Genomic DNA, 19628 nt, shown 5'->3' with positions numbered 1-19628 from the left:
CGCCGACGCTCAGAGCTTGGTCATCACGGCGTACCGCAGCACCAGCCGCTTCCGGCCGTGGGGCTCCCGGAACTGCACCTCGACCTGGGTCTTCTCGCCCTGCCCGGCGACCTCGGTGACGGTCCCCATGCCGAAGGTGTCGTGGGTGACGCGGTCGCCGACGGCCAGCTGCGGGAGCTGATCGGCCGGGGTGGGCTTGCGTCCCGACCCCATGCTCGGACGCTTCACATCGCTGCGACCCCCGCCGATGCCGCCGCTGAAGGAGGGGCCGCGCTGGCCACCGGAGCGGTACCCGCCGCCGTAGCCGCTGCCGCCCACCCCGCTGAGGGTGGAGCCGGCGCGCGCCACGTCGAGCACGCCCTCGGGCACCTCGTCGAGGAAGCGACTGGCGGGCATGTACTGGGACTGGCCCCAGGTGGAGCGCATCTGCGCCCGGGTCAGGTAGAGCTTCTCGCGGGCGCGGGTGATGCCCACATAGGCCAGGCGCCGCTCCTCCTCGAGCTCCTCCGGATCCCCGAGGGTGCGGTTGTGGGGGAAGGTGCCGTCCTCCATACCGGTGAGGAAGACGACCGGGAATTCCAGCCCCTTGGCGGTGTGCAGCGTCATCAGGGTGACGAACTGGTCCTCGGCGCCGGGGATCTGGTCCGCATCGGCCACCAGCGACACCTTCTCCAGGAAGCGGTCCAGCAGGCTCCCCTCGGGATCGTCCGGGGCGGCCAGCGCCGCATCCGTCGCGATGTCGGCGCCCGGCGCCGCCTCCGCGACGGAGGGTTCCGCACCGGCCGTGGCCGCGGCGTCCTCCCCCTCCGCGGCGAACTCCTCGGCCTCGCTGGCGACGGCGTCGGCCTCCTCCGTCTGCGCCTCGAACTCGGCGGCGACGCTGATGAGCTCGGCGAGGTTCTCCAGGCGCGACTCGTCCTGCGGGTCGTCGCTGCCCTGCAGCTCGGCGTAGTAGCCGGAGCGGGTGAGGATCGCCTCGAGCAGCTCGGCGGGCCCGTCGCCGCGCTCGGCCATCTCCTGCAGGTCCTCGAGCATCGCCACGAAGGTCCGCACCGCGTTCAGGGAGCGGGTGGCGATGCCGGGGGCCTCCTCGGCGCGGCGCAGCGCCTCCCCGAAGCCGATCCGCTCCCGCTCGGCGAGGATTGCGATCGCGGCCTCGGCGCGGTCGCCGATGCCGCGCTTGGGGACGTTGAGGATGCGGCGCAGGTTGATCTCGTCGGCGGGGTTGGCGAGCACCTGCAGGTAGGCGATGGCGTCCTTGATCTCGCGGCGCTCGTAGAAGCGGGTGCCGCCGACCACGCGGTACGGCAGCCCCACCCGGATCAGCTGGTCCTCGAGCGCCCGAGACTGCGCATTGGCGCGGTAGAAGATCGCGATGTCGCCGGCGGAGCGGCCGTCGTCGACGAGGGCGTCGATCTGGCGGCCGATGTAGCGGGCCTCGGACTGCTCGTCGTCGGCGACGTAGAGGGTGATCTTCTCCCCGGCGCCCTGGTCGGTCCAGAGGTTCTTCTTGCGCCGGCCCGCGTTCTCCTCGATCACCGAGTTCGCGGCGGACAGGATGTTCTGGGTCGAGCGGTAGTTCTGCTCGAGCACGATGGTGCGGGCGGAGGGGAAGTCCTGCTCGAACTCGATGATGTTGCGGATGGTGGCGCCGCGGAAGGCGTAGATGGACTGGTCGGAGTCGCCCACCACGGTGAGGTCCGCCCGCGGATCGTCGCCCACCAGCTCCCGCACCAGGGCGTACTGGGCGGTGTTGGTGTCCTGGTACTCGTCCACCATGAGGTGGCGGAAGCGGCGACGGTACCCCTCGCGGATCGCGGGGTTCTCCCGCAGCAGGGTGACGGTCAGCCCGATCAGGTCGTCGAAGTCGACGGCGTTGGCCTGGCGCAGCCGCTCGGTGTAGTTCGTGTAGATCCGCGCGAGGGTCTTCTCGAAGGGGTTCTGGGAGCTCTCGGCCTGGTCGGCGAAGTCGATCGGGTCGACGAGGTCGTTCTTCAGGGTCGAGATCCGCGAGGCCAGGGCCCGCGGCGCATGCTTCTTGGTGTCGAGCTGGAGGTCCTTGGCGATGGTGGTGATCAGGCGCTGGGAGTCGGCGCTGTCGTAGATGGTGAAGGAGCTCTTGAGCCCGGCGGCCTGGGCGTCGCGGCGCAGGATCCGCACGCAGGCGCTGTGGAAGGTGGAGACCCACATGCTGCGGGCGACGGGGCCCACCAGCTCGCCGACGCGTTCGCGCATCTCGGCGGCGGCCTTGTTGGTGAAGGTGATCGCCAGGATCTCGCCGGGCAGGGCTTCGCCCGAGCGCAGCAGGTGGGCGATGCGGCGGGTGAGCACGCGGGTCTTGCCGGAGCCGGCGCCCGCGACGATCAGCAGGGGGCTGCCGCGGTGCTCGACCGCGTCGCGCTGGGCGGGGTTCAGCCCGTCGGTGAGCTCGGCGAGGCCGGGCCCGTCGCCCGTCCCCTGCTGCCGGCGGCGCTCGGGGGCGGGCCGGTCCGCGGGGTGCGGGATCTGGGCGAGGTCCGCCGGGGGCTGCGGCACCGTCCGCTCGACGGGGTGCTCGTCGTACGGCGGCTCCTCCTCGTACGGCGGCTCCTCCTCGTACGGGGGCTCCTCCGCATACGGGGACTCCGCCGGCGGCGGCTGCGCCTCGACCCGCAGGCGCCCGCCCTGGTGCGGACGGTCCGGCGCCGACGGGGTCACGGAGACCCCGTCCAGGCGGCGGAAGGCGGCGGGCAGCGAGAGATCGTCGAAGAGTGAGCTCATGAGGCCTCCAGGATAGGCGCGAGGCCCGACAGCACGGATGCTGCCGGGCCCGGTGTGCGCGAGTCGACGATGGGCAGGGGTGGTCGCGCCGGGGACGACCGCTGCGCGGGCCCTCGATGCGCGGCCCGGGTCAGACGAAGACGGCCACGACGATGTTGAGGATGATCGCGGTGGGGATGCCGAACCACACCGCCGACGGGGTCGCGGGGCCCTTCTTGTGCGCGACATAGGCCAGCACCACGGCGATCAGCGAGACCAGCAGCTTGATGCCGAGCTTCATGTGGTTCGGGTCGCCGCCGACGGAGACCAGCGCGGCCAGCACGATGCCGAGGACCAGGGCGCCGGCGGTGGCATGCGCCATGCCCGGGTTCGGCCGGCGGGTGCGGGCGGCCGCCACCCAGGTGCCGAGCGCCACGGCCCAGCAGATCATGTGCAGGACGACGAAGAGGGAGATGAGGAAGGACATGAGGCCATGCTAGCGGCGAGCACCTGGGAGCAATGAGCCGCTGACGTGCGAGGATGAGCGCATGTCAGCGGCTCACCCCGGCTCCTCCAGCACTCCTGACGGCCCCGCGGAGGACGGTGACGGTCCGGGGGCCGCAAGCCTCGGCTGGCTCCCCGAGGACCTCGCCGAGCTCGATGCCGAGGCTCCCCCGCGGGTCCCGGTCGGCCGGCTCGTGGTCGGCGCGCTCTCGCTGCTGCTGGTGGTCGTGATCCTGGCCTGGGCACTGCCCTGGGTCGCCGGGGCGAGCTGGGCGGAGATCGTCGGCACCCTCGCGTCCCTGCCGCGGTGGGCGCTGCCGACGATGGCGCTGCTCGGCGCCGGGGCGCTCCTGCTCGAGGCGCTCACCGTGCGCGCCGCGGTGCCGGGCTCCCGGTACCGCGAGGCGCTGCTGGGCCATGCGGCCGCGAGCGGGACCGCGCTCGCGCTGCCCGGCGGCTCCGTGCTGGGTCTGGGTCTGCTGGCCTGGATCCTGCGCCGCGCGGGGATCGCCCTGCCCGTGATCCTCACCGGCATCATCGCCGCCTCGCTGGTGGAGATGGTGATCACCTCCGTGCTGGTGCCGCTGCTGGGCCTCGGGGCCTACGCCCTCGGCTCCGCGCTGGTCCCCGCCATCACGCTGCCCGGGGCGCTCTGGGCGGCCCTGCTGGCCGTGATCGGCGCGGGCATCGTGCTGGCCCTGACCGCCGTGCTGCTGCGGCGCTCGGTGCTGACGGCGGTGCTCGAGCGTCTCGGGGAGCTGGTCCCGGCGCACCTCGCCCGTGGGATCCTCGCCCAGCGCGATGCCCTGCTGGAGATGCTGCGCCGGCGCCCGGCCGCGCTGGTGCTGCCGACCCTGGCGGCCCGGGCCCTGCAGTGGGCCGCCCTGCTGCTGGCCGTCGCGGCGGTCGGGGCCGAGGTCCCGGTCCTGCTGACCCTGGCGATCTTCGCGCTCGGGAGGGTGCTGTCGCTGGTGCCGCTCACCCCCGGCGGCGCCGGCATCACCGAGACCGTCGGCGCCGCCGCGCTGGTCGCGCTCGGGGTGGCGGCCGCCGACGCCGCGGCCGCGATGCTCCTGCTGCTGGTCACGATGCTGCTGGTCCCGCTGCTGGCCGGAGCCCTCGCCGTGCTGGTCACCTTCGTCGTGCTGCCCTCCCGCCGCGGCGGCGGGGCTCAGTCCGTCTCGTCGTAGTCCGGGGTCTCGATGCCGAGCGTGTGCGAGGGATGGGCCAGGAAGCCCTCCGCGCTCGTCGGCAGCAGCGGGAAGCCGCCGATGCGGGCGCCGTGCTGGGTGCCGACGAACCCGGCGACGTCCCCCACATGGCGCAGGGCGTCATCGCCCCGGCCCAGGAACCCGGCCCCGGCATAGCCGCCGAGCCTGCGTCCGCTGCGCCGCTCGACGCGCACGGCCACCTCCTCCAGCACCGCGGCGCTGGAGCGCAGTCCGCCGGCGATCCGGCCCAGCTCCGGGTACTCCGTGCCCCTCCAGCGCGCGTGGAGGCGTGCGCCCAGCTCCCGGGTCGCCGCGTCCTCGGCCCGGGCCGCGTCCGCGATCGTGTGGGACAGTCGCAGGCGCAGGATCGTCAGGCGGTCGGCGGCGCGGCGCAGAGCAGCGGCCTGCCCCCGCAGCTCACACGGGTCCGAGGTCATCGGGCGTCTCCTGCCCGCGGCTCCCGGTATCCGGGGTGCCGGGGTCGGCGGCACGATCGGGCATGCCCATCGTAGGCGGCGGCGGTGCGGCCGTCTCCAGCCAGTCGTCGAGGATCGCGAGGGATCGCAGGCGCACGTCGGGGTCGGAGAGGAACACGTCGTGGCGGGCGCCCTCGATCGCCTCGATCCGCACGTCGGGACCGAGCTTCTGGGCGGCCGCGGCGAGCGAGCGGACGTCCAGCACCGAGTCGGCGCGCCGCATCTCCTCGGTGAACCGCCGCCCGATCCGGGTGCGGGTCGAGTGCAGCACCAGCACCGGGATGGCGAGCGGTCCGGCGGCGGCCAGTCGGCGCTGCCCGTCGAGGATGGCGCTGAGGGTGTCCGCGGGCAACCGGTGCCCGCCCGGAGGCTTGAGCGTCAGGTCGTAGTCGTAGGGGCCGCCGAAGTCGCGGTGGGTGGTGCGGGCGTAGTGGTCGTGGCCGATCGGGAGGATGGGACGGGACCCGAGGCGGTCGGCGAGCAGTCGCACCGGGGTCTCCGCGAGCGCGCGGGTCGCCGGGCCGAGGTGCATCTCGAGCCAGGGCGAGTTCAGCGCGAGGCCGCGCACCGTGCCGGGGTGACGCTGCGCCCAGAGGGCGGAGACGAGACCGCCGGTGGAGTGGGCCAGCAGCACCGGGGGCCGGTCACGGCCGATGATGCGCAGGGAGGCGCCGATCTCCGCGTCGTAGCGGCTGAGATGGTCGACCTCGGTGGGGGTCTGTCCGGGCAGCAGGCTGCGACCGTGCTTGCGCGCGTCCAGCCCCCAGACGTCGTGGCCGCGCCGGCCCAGGTGCTCCATCAGGTCGCGGTCGAACACGTAGTCCGACCAGCCGTGCATGAGGAGGATCGGGGGGCGGGCGGGGACCGCGTCGTCGCGGCGCCTGCGGCGCTGGACGAGGGTCGCGATCAGCGGTCCCTCGTCGTCGGCTCCGAGGTCGATCCTGTGTGCGGAGTACCCCTCCCCCAGGACCGGGTCGGTGCTCACACGTTCTTGGAGCTGTCCCGCAGCAGCTCGACGACCTCGTCCCGTCGGTAGCGGCGATGGCCGCCCAGCGTGCGCATGTAGGTGAGCTTCCCCGCCTGTGCCCACCGGGTGACGGTCTTCGGGTCGACGTGGAACATTTTGGCGACCTCGGCAGGGGTCAGCAGCTCGGCGGCGTCGCCTTCGCCCGCAGGCTGCTGATCCGGGGATCCGTTCATGGGACGAGAGACCTTTCGCTGCTGCGGGTTCGAGAAGGGGGCACCGGCCCGATCCTGCCGGCCCGGGCGATCGGGCCGGTGACGGATCCGGGCGGAGAATGCACCCTCCGGAGCCCCAGACTAGTCGGTAGTCGGCGTGCTCTGGTAAACACGTCTCAGGAGAGGACCACGACCTGCGGTTCAGCCCGATGCCACATGCGTCACGTCCGGTCCGGGACGTGTGCGCTGTCGGGCATCTCTCCCCCGCGGTTCGCCGTTCCGCTGCCCGAGCATGTACCCTGAGGTTCCGAAACTAATGCCATCTTCCGGGTCGACAAGAACACCGGCAGCCGATGCACAGGGGGTCAGATCCATGGGTCGCGGCCGACAGAAAGCCAAGCACACCAAGGTGGCACGGGACCTCAAGTACTACAGCCCGCCCACGGATCTCACGGCACTGCAGCGCGAGCTCCAGTCGCAGCGGAGCGAGAGCTCCTCCGCCGCCGGGGACGACCGGGCCGAGGAGAGCGACGACTGGGCCGACGAGGACGCTCCGTCCGTCTACCGACGCTGAGGACCGCCGGCGCAGACCGGCACCGTGACACCGCAGGAGGGCCGATCCGATGGGTCGGCCCTCCTGCGGTGTCAGGACCTCATCGCCCGCTCGGCCAGCCCGGGTGCTGGCCGGCCAGCATCACCGCGCCGCCTTCGACGCCCTTGGCGCCGACGACCACGTGCTCGAGCGGGGTCCCCGGCTCCGGCAGCGAGGCCTCGCCGACGACCTCGCCGATGATCCGGGCGCCGAGGCCGCGCTCGGTCAGTGCGGCCAGCACCGCATCGGCCTGCTCGGGGCCGACCAGCGCGACCATGCCCAGACCCATGTTCAGGGTGCCCTCGAGGTCCAGCTGCGGCACCGAGCCCCAGCGGGCGATCTGGGCGAACACCGCGCCGGGCTCCCACCGCGAGCGGTCCACGCGGGCGGCCAGCCCGCGCGGCATCACCCGGGCGAGGTTGGCCGCGAGCCCGCCGCCGGTCACGTGGCTGAGGGCGTGGACGGCGCCGGCGGTGCGGGGATCGGCCAGCACGGCCAGCAGCTCGCCGGTGTAGATGCGGGTGGGCTCGAGGAGCTCCTGGCCGAGGGAGCGGCCGAAGTCCTCGATGTGCGCATCCAGGGCGAGCCCCTGGGCCGCGATCACGGCGCGCACCAGGGAGTAGCCGTTGGAGTGGAGACCGGAGGCGTCCATCCCGATCACCACGTCGCCGGAGCGCACCCGGTCCGGGCCCAGCAGCTGATCGGCCTCGACGACGCCGACGGCGGCACCGGCCACGTCGTAGTCGTCGGGGGCCATCAGGCCGGGATGCTCGGCGGTCTCGCCGCCTACCAGCGCGCAGCCCGCGAGCCGGCAGCCCTCGGCGATGCCGCGCACGATGTCGGCGATCCGCTCGGGCACCACCTTGCCGCAGGCGATGTAGTCGGTCATGGCCAGCGGCGCGGCGCCGACCACGATGATGTCGTCGACGACCATGCCCACCAGGTCGCGGCCGATGGTGTCGTGCACGTCCATCTCCCGGGCGATGGCGATCTTGGTGCCGACGCCGTCGGTGGAGGAGGCCAGCAGCGGCCGGCGGTACTCCTTGAGCGCGCTGACGTCGACCAGGCCGGCGAAGGCCCCGATCCCGCCGAGCACCTGCGGCCCGTGGGTCGCGGCCACCGCTTCCTTCATCAGCTCGACGGCGCGGTCGCCGGCGGCGGTGTCCACCCCGGCGGCGGCGTAGGTGAGCGAGGGGGCCCCGGCGGAGGCTTCGGTGCGGTTCATGCGTCCTTCCCGACGACGACGGGCTCGGGTTCCCGAGCCGGCGAGATGCCCTGGGCCCGGGCGACGGGCTCCGGCAGGGCCACCGGGTACTTCCCGGAGAAGCAGGCGGTGCACAGCGCGTCCTCGCTCTGACCGGTGGCGGCGATCATGCCGTCCTCGGAGATGTAGCCGAGGGAGTCCGCGCCCAGCGAGCGGGCGATCTCCTCGATCCCCAGCCCGTTGGCGATCAGCTCGGCACGGGAGGCGAAGTCGATGCCGTAGAAGCAGGGCCACCGCACCGGCGGCGAGGAGATCCGCACATGCACCTCGGCGGCGCCGGCCTCGCGCAGCATCCGCACCACGGCGCGCTGGGTGTTGCCGCGCACGATCGAGTCGTCGATGACGACCAGGCGCTTGCCGGCGATGACCTCGCGCAGGGGGTTGAGCTTGAGCCGGATGCCGAGCTGACGGATGGTCTGGCTGGGCTGGATGAAGGTGCGCCCGACATAGGCGTTCTTGACCATGCCCTGGCCGTAGGGGATCCCGGACTCCTGGGCGTAGCCGATCGCGGCGGGGGTGCCGGACTCCGGGGTGGGGATGACCAGATCGGCCTCGACGGGGAACTCCCGGGCGAGCTGGCGGCCCATCTCGGCCCGCGCCTCGTTCACGCTGCGCCCGGCGATGCGGGTGTCCGGGCGGGCGAGGTAGACGTACTCGAACACGCAGCCCTTGGGGCGGGGCTCGAGGACCTGGTGGGAGCGCAGGCCGCGATCGTCGATGACGATCATCTCGCCGGGGGCGATCTCGCGCACGAAGCTCGCGCCGCAGATGTCCAGGGCGGCCGTCTCGGAGGCCACCACCCAGCCCCGCTCGAGGCGTCCCAGCACCAGCGGGCGGATGCCCTGCGGGTCCCGCGCGGCGTAGAGGGTGGTCTCGTCCATCAGGGTGAAGCAGTAGGCGCCGCGCAGCCGCGGCATCAGCTCCCGCAGCGCGTCCTCGAGGCTGCCCTCGGTGTTCAGCAGGGCGGTGACCAGGGCGGTGTCGGTGGTGTTGCCGCGGGCGAGCTCGCCGGTGCGAGGGGTGCCCTGGCGCTCCTCGACGAGGTCCAGCAGCTCCTGGGTGTTGACCAGGTTGCCGTTGTGGGCGAGGGCCACGGTGCCGTCGGGCCGGGGGCCGAGGGTGGGCTGGGCGTTGGACCAGACCGAGCCGCCGGTGGTCGAGTAGCGGGTGTGGCCGATCGCGATGTGTCCCTGGAGGGTGCCGAGCGAGGCCTCGTCGAACACCTGGGAGACCAGGCCCATGTCCTTGTACACCAGGATCTGCGAGCCGTCGCTGGTGGCGATCCCGGCGGACTCCTGCCCGCGGTGCTGCAGCGCGTAGAGCCCGTAGTAGGTCAGTTTGGAGACGTCCTCGCCGGGGGCGAAGACGCCGAAGACCCCGCAGGCGTCCTGCGGGCCCTTCTCCCCGGGGAGCAGGTCATGGGAAAGGGTTCCGTCGCCGCGTGCCACCGGTCCATGATGCCACAGGCACCGCAGCGCCCATCGGCCCGTTCGCGCCCGGCCTCAGCGGTCGCGGCGGCGCGGCCCGCGGTGGCGGATCGAGTCGATCACCGCGGCGATCGCGGCCAGCGGCAGGCCCACGAAGAGCACCGCGAGCAGCACGAAGGTGAACACCCCGCCGAGGTCCGCGAAGTCGAGGAACGGGGCGCTGAACAGCGCGACGATGCCCGGCACGGCCAGGGCGAGCGCCACCCAGAAGGCCAGGGTGGGGGTGCGTCCGCGCCGCACGTAGACGCTGGTGTCGCCGTCGTCGGCGCCGGGGGCGGGGCGCTCGGCCCGCTCCGGGGTCGTGGGGCTGGTGGGGTTGTGGAGGTTCTCGGGCTGGTTCATGGTGCTCACAGTTCTCCTGCGGCGTCGACCGCGGCGGAGACGATCGCCGGGTCGGTGCGGGTCTTGGGGGCGTCGGCCTCGACGGGGGCGTCGGGGCGGCGGCGGGCGGAGAGGTGCACATCGGCCACCCCGCTGCGCCGGACGAGGTCGGGCAGGTCGGCGGGGCGCACCCCGCCGCCTGCGCAGACGTCGAGGAATCCCTCGGCGGCCTCGACCATGGCGGCGAGGTCGTCGGCCCCCTCCACCGCCCGGGCCGCGCCACCGGAGCTGAGCGCCCGATGGAAGCCCAGTCCCAGCAGCGCGCGCATCGCCTCGACGCGCTGCTCGCGCCCGGCCAGGGCATCCAGCGCGCGGTGGAAGGTCAGGTGCACTCCGCGCAGGGCGGTGCTCGCCGCGCCCAGGGCGCTGTCACGGATGCTCTCGATGGCGGGGACGTCGAGCTCCCCGGCCGGGGTGAGGGCGCCGATCACCACGCCGGCGGCGCCGGCGGCGACCGTCTGCTGGGCCTGGCGGGCCATCAGCTCGATCTCGTCGATGCTGTAGACGAACTCCTCGGGGCGGCCCAGGAACGGCTCCTCCCCCGCTCGGCAGCGGATCAGCACGTGCACGTCGAAGTGGGGCTTGGCGTCGCGGGCGGCCACCAGCGCGCCGGCGTGGCGGGCACACTGCTCGACCAGCTCGGGCGGCGGGGTGAGGCCGCCGCGGTCGAGGTCCACGCACAGCTCCACGCGGTCGGCCCCGGCGTGCGCGGCGACCTCGAGGCCGGCGAGGTCCTGGACGGCGATCTCCACGGCGATGCTCATCAGGCCTCCTGGTCGTGGTGGGAGCGGGCGGTGCGGACGTCGCGGCGCGGTCCGGGCAGGGGCAGCAGCTCACCGAGGTCGCTGCGCTCCCCGCTGGCGCGGACGCGCCCCTCGGCCCTCGCCTGCGCCCAGGCGAGGTCGCCGGTGACCAGGGCGAGCCAGGTGGCCGCATCGGTCTCGACGACGGCGGGCGGGGTGCCGCGGGTGTGGCGGGTGCCGGAGATCGCCTGGACCGCGGCGTACGGGGGCACCCGCAGCTCGACGGCACCGCCCGGGTACTCCTCGGCGAAGGTCTCCAGGGTGTGCCGGACGGCGGGCGCCAGCACGGAGCGGCCGACGCCGCCGGGGGCGGTGGCCCACGCGGCCAGGGCGCTGCGCCCCGCCTCGGGATCGGTGCGGCGGGTCGCCATGTCAGGCGGCCGCGGTCGGCAGCAGGTCGTGGACGGCGATGGTGGCGGCCCGGTCGGGTCCCACGCCGATCGCGCTGATCCGGCAGCCGGCGAGCTCCTCGAGGCGCAGCACGTAGCGGCGGGCGTTCTCGGGCAGCTCCTCGAAGGTCCGCGCCGCGGAGAGGTCCTCGGTCCAGCCGGGCAGGGTCTCGTAGACCGGCACCGCATGGTGGAACTCGGTCTGGGTCATCGGCATCTCGCGGTGGATCACGCCGTCCACGTCGTAGCCGGTGCAGATCGGGACCTCGTCGATGCCGGTGAGCACGTCGAGCTTGGTCAGCACCAGGTCGGTGAAGCCGTTGACGCGCGCGGCATGGCGGATCATCACCGCGTCGTACCAGCCGCAGCGACGCGGGCGCCCGGTGTTCACGCCGACCTCGCCGCCCACCCGCTGCAGGTACTCGCCCCACTTGTCCTCGAGCTCGGTGGGGAAGGGTCCGGCGCCCACCCGCGTGGTGTACGCCTTGACGATCCCGATCACCCGGTCGATGCGGGTGGGGCCGATGCCGGTGCCGGTGCAGGCGCCGCCCGCGGTGGGGTTGGAGCTGGTGACGAACGGGTAAGTGCCGTGGTCGACGTCGAGGAAGGTGGCCTGACCGCCCTCCATCAGCACCACCTCGCCGCGATCCAGGGCGTCGTTGAGCAGCACGGTGGTGTCGACCACCATCGGCCGCAGCCGCACCGCGTAGGACAGCAGGTTCTCGACGATCTCGTCGACCTCGACCGCCCGCCGGTTGTAGAGCTTGACCAGCAGCTCGTTCTTCTGGCGCAGCGCGCCCTCGACCTTCTGGCGCAGGATCGACTCGTCGTAGAGATCCTGGACGCGGATCCCGAGGCGGCCGATCTTGTCCATGTAGGCGGGGCCGATGCCGCGTCCGGTGGTGCCGATCGCGCGCTTGCCGAGGAAGCGCTCGGTGACCTTGTCGAGGGTCTGGTGGTACGGGGCGACCAGGTGCGCATTGGCGCTGATGCGCAGGCGGGAGGTGTCCACCCCGCGGGACTCGAGCATGCCGATCTCCTCGAACAGCGCCTCGAGGCTGATCACCACCCCGTTGCCGATTACGGGGACCACCTGCGGGGAGAGGATGCCGGCGGGAAGGAGCTTGAGCTCGAACTTCTCGCCGCCCACGACCACGGTGTGGCCGGCGTTGTTGCCGCCGTTGGGCTTGACGACGTACTCCACCCGGTCGCCGAGGAGATCGGTGGCCTTGCCCTTCCCCTCGTCACCCCACTGGGCTCCGACGATCACGACGGCCGGCATGGCGACTCCTGGGGACTGGACGACAGGGGGAGGTGGACCTCGAGGATCCTACCAAGGGCGCGCCGGGCGGCCCCTGGGCGGCGGCGGAGGTGCGGCGCACCCGGCCGGGACGGCAGCGGCGCCGCCCCGCCGGGCGCCCTCAGTCCAGCAGGCTGGGATCGGCCTCGCGGAGGAAGGCGGTCACCCGATCGGCCTCGGCCTGGTCGCCGAGTCGCCGGGAGGTCTCCCCCAGCAGGGCGAGCGCCCGCAGGAAGCCGCGGTTCGGGGCGTGGGAGGCCGGGATCGGTCCCTGACCCCGCCAGCCGGCCTTGCGCAGGGAGTCCAGGCCGCGGTGGTACCCGGTGCGGGCGTAGGCGTAGGCGGCGACCTCGTCGCCGTCGGTCAGCGCGTCCTGGGCGAGGGTGGCCCAGACCAGCGGGGAGTCGAGATGACGGGTGGCGACGTCGCGGGGCTCGCCGTCGACCAGCTCCTGCGCCACCTGGACGTCGACGAAGTCGTCGGGCAGTCGGGTCTCCGGGATGCCCAGGAGGTTCCCGCTGGTGAGGTTATCGGTACGATCAGCCATGACAGCATCGTAGGCGCTGACCGGCGATGACCTCACGGACCAGAATGAATCATCCATGTCACGAACGCAGGACGGCTCGGAGCTCCTCACCGGGCCCGACGCAGGAGGCCTGCTCCGCTCGGCCGTCGGCAACTCCGGCGGCGTGCTGCACAGCTGGCAGCTCGACCACGTCGACCATCGACCCGGCCGCAGCACCAAGGCGCTCTACCGGACGATGGTCTCCTGGCCCGAGCTCGACGGTCCGCAGGCCCCGGCGCGGGAGGAGCTGTTCGGCGCCAGCGCCCACATCGGCGAGCGCGAGAAGCACCTCTATGTCGCCGAGCAGACCCTGGTGATGACCGACGGGGACATCAACGTGCGGGTGTGGCGCTACCCCCACGATCCGTGGCTGCCGATGCTCCCGCGGGTCTGCTATCCGGACATCGTCGGCCGCACCCTGCACGACCTGGGCGTGCACATCGGCGCCGACCCGAGCGTGCCGATCGCGATCGACGTGGTCTCCTACCGGCCCGGCCGGCGGGCCGTGCTGCGCGCCTCCCAGGGTGACCGGGCCGTGTTCCTCAAGGTCATGCAGCCGCACCGCAGCGGGGAGATCGTCGATCGGCATCACCTGCTGCTGGCCGCCGGGGTGCCCGTACCCGAGGTGATCGCCCATCACGAGGGACTGGTGGTGCTCGCCGAGCTGCCGGGCCGCCCGCTGGCCCGCGCCGTGATCGACGAGGGCGTCGCCGCCTGCCGGGCGGAGGACCTGGTGGCCCTGCTGGACCGGCTGCCCGCCTCGATGTACTCGCTGCCGCTGCGGCCGCCCTGGACCGATTCGGTGGAGTTCTACGCCGGGATCGTGGCCTCCTCGGTGCCGGCGCTCGGCTCGCGGCTGGATGCCCTGGTGCGCTCGATCCGCGACGGCCTCGCCGACGTCGAGCGGCGGCTGGACATGCGCCCCCACGACGTGGTGCACGGGGACTTCTACGAGGCGCAGGTGTTCGTCGAGAACGGCAAGGTGGTGGGCCTGCTCGACATCGACACGGTGGGACCGGGCCGACGGGCCGACGACCTCGCCTGCCTGCTCGCCCACCTCAGCGTGCTCGCCGACTACGGCAACGCCGGTCGCATCGACCGCGCCATGCAGGAGCGCGTCGAGCAGGCCATCAGCACCTGGCACGAGACCTTCGCCGAGCGGGTCGACCCCACCGAGCTCGCCCTGCGCTCGGCGGGCGTGGTGCTGTCCCTCGCCACCGGCCCGCACCGCCAGCAGGAGGCCGCCTGGGAGGCGGCCACCGAGGCGATCGTGCGGGTCGCCGAGGAGTGGGTCGCCGCGGCCCGCAGCGCCGAGAGCCGCCGCCTCCAGGCCGTGGCGCAGTCCGCGCCCCTCCCGCCGGCTCCCGCGGCCCCCGCGCCGGCCGCGCCGATCCCCCCGCCGCCGGGATCCACAGGGGTGCGCCCGACGCCGCCCGGCCCGACCGGTCAGCACCCACCAGCCGGCGGCCCCGCCCCGTTCGGCCAGCCGTCCCCGTGGCAGCAGCCGCCGGCGTTCCCCCGCTCGGCAGCGGCGCAGCCCTCCGCGCCGCAGCAGGCCGGTCCGGAGCCGCGCGCCACGGCCGCGCCGGCGGGCCCGCCCGCCGCCCCGCCGCGCCGGGACCTGCCCTACGAGGGCGACGACTCCCCCACCCAGGAGCGCCGCATCGACTCGATCCTGCCCGGCTGACCTCCGGCACCTGTGCCACCATCGGGGCATGCGCGCAGTGCTCCAGAGAGTCGACGGTGCCCGGGTCGAGGTCGAGGGCGAGGTGGTCGGCGCCGTCGAGGGCGAGGGCCTGCTGGCGCTGATCGGCGTCACCCACGAGGACGGACCCGCGCAGGTCGCCACCCTGGCCCGCAAGATCTGCGAGCTGCGGATCCTCGAGGGCGAGCGCTCCGTGCTCGATGCGGGCGCCCAGGTCCTGGTGGTCTCCCAGTTCACCCTCTACGGCGATGCGCGCAAGGGGCGGCGGCCGTCCTGGAGCGCCGCGGCCTCCGGCCCCGTCGCCGAACCCCTCGTGGAGGCGCTGGTCGACGCGATCCGGGAGCGCGGCGTCACGGTGGCGACCGGTCGCTTCGGAGCCCGCATGCGGGTGGGCCTGACCGGCGACGGGCCGTTCACCCTCCTCCTCGAGGCCTGACCCGCCAGTACGAGGCTGCGGGCCCGCAGGGCACGGACGACCGATGGTCACGACTCGGCCTGCGGACCTCCCCCGCGTAGGCTGGCCCCATGACCTACACACTTGTGCTGCTCCGCCACGGCGAGAGCGACTGGAACGCGAAGAACCTGTTCACCGGCTGGGTCGATGTGGCCCTGACCGAGAAGGGCCGCGAGGAGGCCGTCAACGGCGGCGTGCTGCTGCAGGAGGCCGGCATCCTGCCCGATGTGGTCCACACCTCCCTCCAGCGCCGCGCCATCATGACCGCGAACCTGGCCCTGGACGCCGCGGATCGCCACTGGATCCCCGTCAAGCGCGACTGGCGCCTGAACGAGCGCCACTACGGCGCGCTGCAGGGCATGAACAAGGCCGAGATCCGCGAGAAGTACGGCGAGGACCAGTTCATGGCTTGGCGCCGCTCCTACGACACCCCGCCGCCGGAGATCGAGTTCGGCAGCGAGTTCTCCCAGGACCAGGACCCGCAGTACGCGGACCTCGGCGACCAGCTGCCGAAGTCCGAATGCCTCAAGGACGTCGTCGAGCGCTTCCTGCCGTACTGGGAGGAGGGCATCAAGCCCGACCTGGTCGAGGGCAAGGTGGTGCTGATTGCCGCGCACGGCAACTCCCTGCGCGCGCTGGTGAAGTACCTCGACAGCATCTCCGACGAGGAGATCTCGGCGCTGAACATCCCCACCGGCCAGCCGCTGGTCTACGAGCTCGACGAGAACTTCGCCCCCGTCCAGAAGGGCGGCCGCTACCTCGACCCGGTCGCCGCGAAGGCCGCCGCCGAGGCGGTCGCGAACCAGGGCAAGAAGTAGCCCCACCCGCCACTGTGCACCGCTTGCCCGACGGGCCCGTGATCCTCGAGATCGCGGGCCCGTCCGCGCACCACCCCCACGACGCCGATGAGCGCTGCCGTCGGCACCGGTCCGGCCCGCGTTACCGTGTGCGCATGAGTCGAACCCTCGATGCCCGCCCCGAGCTCCTCGCCGATCCGCCGCGCGTCGTCCGCGCCGCGGACGAGCTCGGCACCGAGGCGGTGGCGGTGATGCTGACCGCCCCGTCGGTCCCCGCGCTGCTTGAGCGGCTCGGCATCACCGGCGAGGACCAGGAGCAGCTGCTGGCGCTGCTGCCGCGCGCGGCCGCCGATCCGGAGCTCCTCGCCGCGGTCACGGACGCCGCGAACCGGCTGCGCGCGAGCGCCGGCCTCGACACGGAGCCGGTCGACCTCGAGGCGCGCAAGGTGACGCACGACGCCCTCCAGCAGCGTCTGCTCCCCGGCGAGGGCCTGATCCCCATCCTCGCCTTCCTGGTCTCCACCGCCACCGTGCGGACCTGGCACGAGCTGCGGGGACTCGAGGAGGAGGACTCCTGGCACGTGCTCGCCGACCTCGGCCAGCAGATGCGGGTCCACCGGGCCGGCACCGGCCGACTGGGGCTGCACCAGCTGAACTGGGTGGCCCTGAACTGGGCCGGCCGCCTGGTGCACCTGGGCCGCCTGCAGTTCGACCTCAGCCTGCGCCCCATCGCGCTCCTCGAGCACGGCGCCGACCCGGCCGCCGCCGACGAGCCGCGACGCTGGGTGATCGGCACCCACATCCCGGCCACCGGACCGCTGGACCCCGAGACGGTCGAGGCGTCCTTCGCGGCGGCGACGGCCTACTTCACCACCCACTACGCCGATCTCGGCGCCGGCCGCAGCACCGACGAGCCCGCCTTCGGGCACGAGTTCCTGTGCGACTCGTGGCTGCTCAGCGACGCCCTCGCGGAGATCACCGGTGAGCAGTCCAACCTCGCCCGCTTCGCGGCCCGCTGGGAGCGGATCGACGCCGATCCGCAGGGCGCGGACTCGGCGCTGTTCTTCGTCTTCGGGCTGCGGCCGCCCGTGGACCCCTCCGCGCTGCCGCGCCGCACTCGGCTGGAGCAGGCCGTCGCCGAACGGCTGGCCGACGGGCGCGGCTGGGTGAGCGTCACCGGCCGCCTGCTGCGCTGAGCCGGGCTCAGAACACCGCGTCGCCCGCGTCGTAGCGGGCGAGGACCTCGTCGAAGGCGGTGGTCAGGTCGATCCCGCGCATCATCGAGGTCGCGAAGGCGCTGCGGGTGACGGCGAAGCCGATCTGGACCGACAGCGTCGCGCGCTCGCGGGCGTCATCCCCCTCGAGCACGTCGGCGAGCACCTCCACCAGTGCGGTCTGGATGGTCAGCATGTTCCCGGAGGAGATCGAGTGCAGCCTCGGCTCCTTGGCCATCACCTGCTGCTTGAGCTCGCGCACGCCGAGGTCGGCGGGGGTGGAGGTGACGACTTCGCGCAGCACCGCCCGCAGGGCCTCCCGCGGGCAGTCGTGCTCGAGCCGCCGGCGCAGGGACTCGGCGACGCCGTCGCCCTCCTCGGCGAGCACCCCGATGATCGCGGACTCCTTGGTGCGCCAATGGTTGAAGAAGGTGCGGGTGGAGACCCCGGCGCGCTGGGCGATCGCCTCGACCGTGACGCCGGCCAGTCCGTGCTCGAGGACGAGCTCGAGGGCGGCGCGGTGCATCGCGATCCGAGTCTGGCGCTTCTTCAGCTCGCGCAGCCCGAGGGCGGGTTCAGGGGAGGACATCTCGTCGGTCACGAGGCCATCGTAGGTCCGCCACCTCACAGAACCTGCACCGGGTGAAATAGTGCATTCAGTGCAAGGACCCGTTAGGCTGGTGCGGTCGAAGCCCGCTGGTGTGCTGCGGCCAGCGGACGCCCTCCCCGGTGCCCGCCCCCCTTCAGCCGACCATCACCTCTGTCCTCCCGAGGAGCCCAGTGAGCACTGCATCACCCTCCGCGACGCCGTCCGGCGCCGCGACCACCCCTGCCGCCTTCACCGGCCTGGACCGACAGGGCCGGCTCGTCTTCGTCGGCCTCATGCTCGGCATGTTCGTGGCGTCCCTCTCGCAGACGATCGTCGGACCCGCGATGCCGCGCATCGTCGCCGAGCTGGGCGGTGTCGAGCACTACAGCTGGATCGCGACCGCCGCGATGCTGGTCTCCGCCGTCGCCGTCCCGATCGTCGGCAAGCTGTCCGACCTCTACGGTCGCCGCTGGTTCTATCTCGGCGGCCTCGCCGTCTTCATGATCGGCGCAGTGCTGGCCGGCATGGCCCAGGGCTTCTGGTTCCTCGTCTTCGCCCGCGCCGTGCAGGGCCTGGGCATGGGCACGCTGATGCCGCTGAGCCAGACCATCATCGGCGACATCATCCCGCCCCGTCAGCGCGGGAAGTACCAGGGCATCATGGGGGCCGTCTTCGGCGTGACCTCGATCGCCGGACCGCTCCTGGGCGGAGTGGTGACCGATCACCTGGGCTGGCGCTGGCTGTTCTACCTCACCCTGCCCCTCGGCGTGGTCGCCTTCGTGTTCATCCTGAAGTTCCTCCACCTGGAGAAGATCGACCAGCACGGCCGGGTCGACATCGCCGGCATCCTCACCCTGACCCCCGGGCTGGTGATCGCCCTGCTGGCCACCACCTGGGGCGGCGGCACCTACGCCTGGGGCTCCCCGCTGATCCTCGGCATGTACGCGGTCGCCGCGGTCTTCCTGGTCGCCTTCGTGATCATCGAGACGAAGGTCGAGGAGCCGCTGCTGCCGCTGGGCCTGCTGATGAAGCCCATCGTGGCGCTGTCGGTCGGCGCCTCCTTCGCGATCGCGGTCGCGATGTTCGGCGCGATCATCTACATCCCGGTGTACGCGCAGGGCGTCATGGGCGTCTCCGCCACCGAGTCCGGCGCGATCCTCATCCCGCAGTCCGTGGCGATGATCCTCACCTCGATCATCGTGGGGCTGCTGATCACCCGCACCGGTCGCTACAAGCCCTTCCTGGTGCTCGGCGGGATCGTCCTGGTGATCGGGTACTGGCTGCTGGCCTCCCTCGAGTACGGCACCTCGCAGACGCACCTGACCCTGGTGATGATCGTGATCGGGCTCGGATTGGGCCTGTCCATGCAGGTGTACACGCTGGTCGTGCAGAACGTCGTCTCCCGCCGGGAGCTGGGCATCGCCACCGCCGCGATCCAGTTCTTCCGCAACATCGGCTCGACGGTCGGCACCGCCCTGCTGGGCACCGTGATGGCCTCGACCATGGCGACCTCGATCCCCTCCCGGATCGCGGAGCTGTCCGAGGAGGAGCTCGCCGCGCTCCAGGAGTCCGGTGCGGCCGCCGATCCCGCCGCCCTCGAGAACGCCGTGCTCGATCCCGGCGCCCTCGCCGTGCTGCCCGACTTCCTGGTCGAGGCCGTCCGCCGGGGCCTGGACGACGCCATGCAGGCGGTGTTCCTGGTCGCACTGCCGTTCGTGGTCGTCGCGCTGGCGCTGTCGCTGTTCGTCAAGCAGGTGCCGCTGCGGGAGACGGTCGAGAGCGCCGAGGAGCTGGCGGCCACGCCCGGCTCCGATGCGGCCGCCGCGCTCGGCGGCACCGGCAGCGAGCCGCAGGGCGTGCACCCGCGCACCGGCCCGATCCCGGTGGTCGCGCCGGCGGAGGCCGAGGAGCGCGCCGAGGACCGCGAGAACGTCCGGGCCGGCGAGCGCTGAGCCGCCCCGCCCCTGCCCGAGGCCCGT

At 73.1% G+C, this 19628-nt stretch carries 20 protein-coding genes; 7 read left to right on the top strand and 13 right to left on the bottom strand.

Going from position 1 to position 19628, the window contains the following annotated elements:
* Positions 1-9: 9 nt before the first annotated feature.
* Together ACOJUI_RS04275 and ACOJUI_RS04270 are read right to left on the bottom strand one after the other, a co-directional pair.
* Positions 10-2760, bottom strand: a complete 2751-nt coding sequence (locus tag ACOJUI_RS04275; protein WP_422116862.1) for a UvrD-helicase domain-containing protein — start codon at positions 2758-2760, stop codon at positions 10-12.
* A 130-nt stretch (positions 2761-2890) separates the two neighbouring features.
* Positions 2891-3226 carry a hypothetical protein gene (locus ACOJUI_RS04270; protein WP_422116861.1) on the bottom strand — a complete coding sequence of 112 codons (336 nt, stop codon included), beginning with the start codon at positions 3224-3226 and terminating at the stop codon, positions 2891-2893.
* A 61-nt stretch (positions 3227-3287) separates the two neighbouring features.
* Here ACOJUI_RS04270 and ACOJUI_RS04265 point away from each other — a divergent pair, with 61 nt between their 5' ends.
* Positions 3288-4433 (top strand): lysylphosphatidylglycerol synthase domain-containing protein, encoded by a 1146-nt coding sequence (locus ACOJUI_RS04265; RefSeq protein ID WP_422116860.1) that lies wholly within the window; start codon positions 3288-3290, stop codon positions 4431-4433.
* Here ACOJUI_RS04265 and ACOJUI_RS04260 read toward each other — a convergent pair.
* The 3 genes from ACOJUI_RS04260 to ACOJUI_RS04250 are packed head-to-tail and all read right to left on the bottom strand — an operon-like array spanning position 4415 to position 6130.
* Positions 4415-4891 carry a hypothetical protein gene (locus ACOJUI_RS04260; protein ID WP_422116859.1) on the bottom strand — a complete coding sequence of 159 codons (477 nt, stop codon included), beginning with the start codon at positions 4889-4891 and terminating at the stop codon, positions 4415-4417. The two genes, ACOJUI_RS04265 and ACOJUI_RS04260, sit on opposite strands and share 19 nt — an antisense overlap.
* The gene (locus ACOJUI_RS04255) at positions 4872-5915 is read right to left on the bottom strand and encodes an alpha/beta hydrolase (RefSeq protein WP_422116858.1); all 1044 of its coding nucleotides are present in this window, start codon (positions 5913-5915) and stop codon (positions 4872-4874) included. The genes ACOJUI_RS04260 and ACOJUI_RS04255 overlap by 20 nt, the downstream gene beginning before the upstream one ends.
* The gene (locus tag ACOJUI_RS04250) at positions 5912-6130 is read right to left on the bottom strand and encodes a BldC family transcriptional regulator (protein ID WP_422116857.1); all 219 of its coding nucleotides are present in this window, start codon (positions 6128-6130) and stop codon (positions 5912-5914) included. Before ACOJUI_RS04250 ends, ACOJUI_RS04255 begins: the two co-directional genes overlap by 4 nt.
* A 352-nt stretch (positions 6131-6482) precedes the next feature.
* On the opposite strand from ACOJUI_RS04250, the gene ACOJUI_RS04245 reads away from it, so the two are divergent.
* Complete coding sequence (locus ACOJUI_RS04245; RefSeq protein WP_422116856.1) at positions 6483-6683, top strand: DUF3073 domain-containing protein; 201 nt, start codon at positions 6483-6485, stop codon at positions 6681-6683.
* A 79-nt stretch (positions 6684-6762) separates the two neighbouring features.
* On the opposite strand, the gene purM is transcribed toward ACOJUI_RS04245, so the two are convergent.
* The 7 genes from purM to ACOJUI_RS04210 form a co-directional block, all read right to left on the bottom strand.
* Positions 6763-7926 (bottom strand): phosphoribosylformylglycinamidine cyclo-ligase, encoded by a 1164-nt coding sequence (gene purM, locus ACOJUI_RS04240; protein WP_422116855.1) that lies wholly within the window; start codon positions 7924-7926, stop codon positions 6763-6765.
* Entirely contained in the window at positions 7923-9413 is a 1491-nt protein-coding gene (purF, locus tag ACOJUI_RS04235) for an amidophosphoribosyltransferase (RefSeq protein ID WP_422116854.1), read from the bottom strand. The genes purM and purF overlap by 4 nt, the downstream gene beginning before the upstream one ends.
* A gap of 54 nt (positions 9414-9467) precedes the next feature.
* Positions 9468-9803 (bottom strand): hypothetical protein, encoded by a 336-nt coding sequence (locus ACOJUI_RS04230; RefSeq protein ID WP_422116853.1) that lies wholly within the window; start codon positions 9801-9803, stop codon positions 9468-9470.
* Entirely contained in the window at positions 9800-10597 is a 798-nt protein-coding gene (locus tag ACOJUI_RS04225) for a copper homeostasis protein CutC (RefSeq protein ID WP_422116852.1), read from the bottom strand. Before ACOJUI_RS04225 ends, ACOJUI_RS04230 begins: the two co-directional genes overlap by 4 nt.
* A complete protein-coding gene (locus ACOJUI_RS04220; RefSeq protein WP_422116851.1) occupies positions 10597-11007 on the bottom strand; it encodes a sterol carrier family protein in 411 nt (136 codons plus the stop codon). Before ACOJUI_RS04220 ends, ACOJUI_RS04225 begins: the two co-directional genes overlap by 1 nt.
* A 1-nt stretch (position 11008) precedes the next feature.
* On the bottom strand, positions 11009-12307 hold the full coding sequence (locus ACOJUI_RS04215) for an adenylosuccinate synthase (protein ID WP_422116850.1): 1299 nt from the start codon (positions 12305-12307) through the stop codon (positions 11009-11011).
* Between the two features lie 139 nt (positions 12308-12446).
* Entirely contained in the window at positions 12447-12872 is a 426-nt protein-coding gene (locus tag ACOJUI_RS04210) for a DUF3151 domain-containing protein (RefSeq protein WP_422116849.1), read from the bottom strand.
* 55 nt (positions 12873-12927) lie between these two features.
* Between ACOJUI_RS04210 and ACOJUI_RS04205 the strand changes: the two genes are divergently transcribed.
* From ACOJUI_RS04205 to ACOJUI_RS04190, 4 genes are all read left to right on the top strand, one after another.
* Complete coding sequence (locus ACOJUI_RS04205; RefSeq protein WP_422116848.1) at positions 12928-14577, top strand: phosphotransferase; 1650 nt, start codon at positions 12928-12930, stop codon at positions 14575-14577.
* Between the two features lie 28 nt (positions 14578-14605).
* Complete coding sequence (gene dtd, locus ACOJUI_RS04200) at positions 14606-15031, top strand: D-aminoacyl-tRNA deacylase (protein ID WP_422116847.1); 426 nt, start codon at positions 14606-14608, stop codon at positions 15029-15031.
* A gap of 89 nt (positions 15032-15120) precedes the next feature.
* Positions 15121-15867 carry a phosphoglyceromutase gene (locus tag ACOJUI_RS04195; protein ID WP_422116846.1) on the top strand — a complete coding sequence of 249 codons (747 nt, stop codon included), beginning with the start codon at positions 15121-15123 and terminating at the stop codon, positions 15865-15867.
* 134 nt (positions 15868-16001) lie between these two features.
* The gene (locus ACOJUI_RS04190; protein ID WP_422116845.1) at positions 16002-17042 is read left to right on the top strand and encodes an acyltransferase domain-containing protein; all 1041 of its coding nucleotides are present in this window, start codon (positions 16002-16004) and stop codon (positions 17040-17042) included.
* Between the two features lie 7 nt (positions 17043-17049).
* Here ACOJUI_RS04190 and ACOJUI_RS04185 read toward each other — a convergent pair whose 3' ends face one another.
* Positions 17050-17661 (bottom strand): TetR/AcrR family transcriptional regulator, encoded by a 612-nt coding sequence (locus ACOJUI_RS04185; protein ID WP_422116844.1) that lies wholly within the window; start codon positions 17659-17661, stop codon positions 17050-17052.
* A gap of 281 nt (positions 17662-17942) precedes the next feature.
* Here ACOJUI_RS04185 and ACOJUI_RS04180 point away from each other — a divergent pair, with 281 nt between their 5' ends.
* Complete coding sequence (locus ACOJUI_RS04180) at positions 17943-19601, top strand: MDR family MFS transporter (protein WP_422117612.1); 1659 nt, start codon at positions 17943-17945, stop codon at positions 19599-19601.
* The last annotated feature ends 27 nt before the right edge of the window (positions 19602-19628 follow it).

This window comes from Brachybacterium sp. UNK5269, from assembly GCF_049266655.1.
Lineage (GTDB): Bacteria > Actinomycetota > Actinomycetes > Actinomycetales > Dermabacteraceae > Brachybacterium.
Note: the sequence above shows the minus strand (reverse complement) of the source record. Positions and strands in the feature narration are given on the sequence as shown.

Bases quoted from the DNA above. Each gene is read 5' to 3' on its own strand.
- ACOJUI_RS04180 (WP_422117612.1), top strand. From the start codon at position 17,943: ATGCTCGGCATGTTCGTGGCGTCCCTCTCGCAGACGATCGTCGGACCC.
- ACOJUI_RS04210 (WP_422116849.1), bottom strand. From the start codon at position 12,872: ATGGCTGATCGTACCGATAACCTCACCAGCGGGAACCTCCTGGGCATC.
- ACOJUI_RS04205 (WP_422116848.1), top strand. From the start codon at position 12,928: ATGTCACGAACGCAGGACGGCTCGGAGCTCCTCACCGGGCCCGACGCA.
- purM (WP_422116855.1), bottom strand. From the start codon at position 7,926: ATGAACCGCACCGAAGCCTCCGCCGGGGCCCCCTCGCTCACCTACGCC.
- ACOJUI_RS04270 (WP_422116861.1), bottom strand. From the start codon at position 3,226: ATGTCCTTCCTCATCTCCCTCTTCGTCGTCCTGCACATGATCTGCTGG.
- ACOJUI_RS04195 (WP_422116846.1), top strand. From the start codon at position 15,121: ATGACCTACACACTTGTGCTGCTCCGCCACGGCGAGAGCGACTGGAAC.
- ACOJUI_RS04215 (WP_422116850.1), bottom strand. From the start codon at position 12,307: ATGCCGGCCGTCGTGATCGTCGGAGCCCAGTGGGGTGACGAGGGGAAG.
- ACOJUI_RS04190 (WP_422116845.1), top strand. From the start codon at position 16,002: ATGAGTCGAACCCTCGATGCCCGCCCCGAGCTCCTCGCCGATCCGCCG.
- ACOJUI_RS04220 (WP_422116851.1), bottom strand. From the start codon at position 11,007: ATGGCGACCCGCCGCACCGATCCCGAGGCGGGGCGCAGCGCCCTGGCC.
- ACOJUI_RS04250 (WP_422116857.1), bottom strand. From the start codon at position 6,130: ATGAACGGATCCCCGGATCAGCAGCCTGCGGGCGAAGGCGACGCCGCC.
- ACOJUI_RS04265 (WP_422116860.1), top strand. From the start codon at position 3,288: ATGTCAGCGGCTCACCCCGGCTCCTCCAGCACTCCTGACGGCCCCGCG.
- dtd (WP_422116847.1), top strand. From the start codon at position 14,606: ATGCGCGCAGTGCTCCAGAGAGTCGACGGTGCCCGGGTCGAGGTCGAG.
- ACOJUI_RS04225 (WP_422116852.1), bottom strand. From the start codon at position 10,597: ATGAGCATCGCCGTGGAGATCGCCGTCCAGGACCTCGCCGGCCTCGAG.
- ACOJUI_RS04245 (WP_422116856.1), top strand. From the start codon at position 6,483: ATGGGTCGCGGCCGACAGAAAGCCAAGCACACCAAGGTGGCACGGGAC.
- ACOJUI_RS04275 (WP_422116862.1), bottom strand. From the start codon at position 2,760: ATGAGCTCACTCTTCGACGATCTCTCGCTGCCCGCCGCCTTCCGCCGC.
- ACOJUI_RS04260 (WP_422116859.1), bottom strand. From the start codon at position 4,891: ATGACCTCGGACCCGTGTGAGCTGCGGGGGCAGGCCGCTGCTCTGCGC.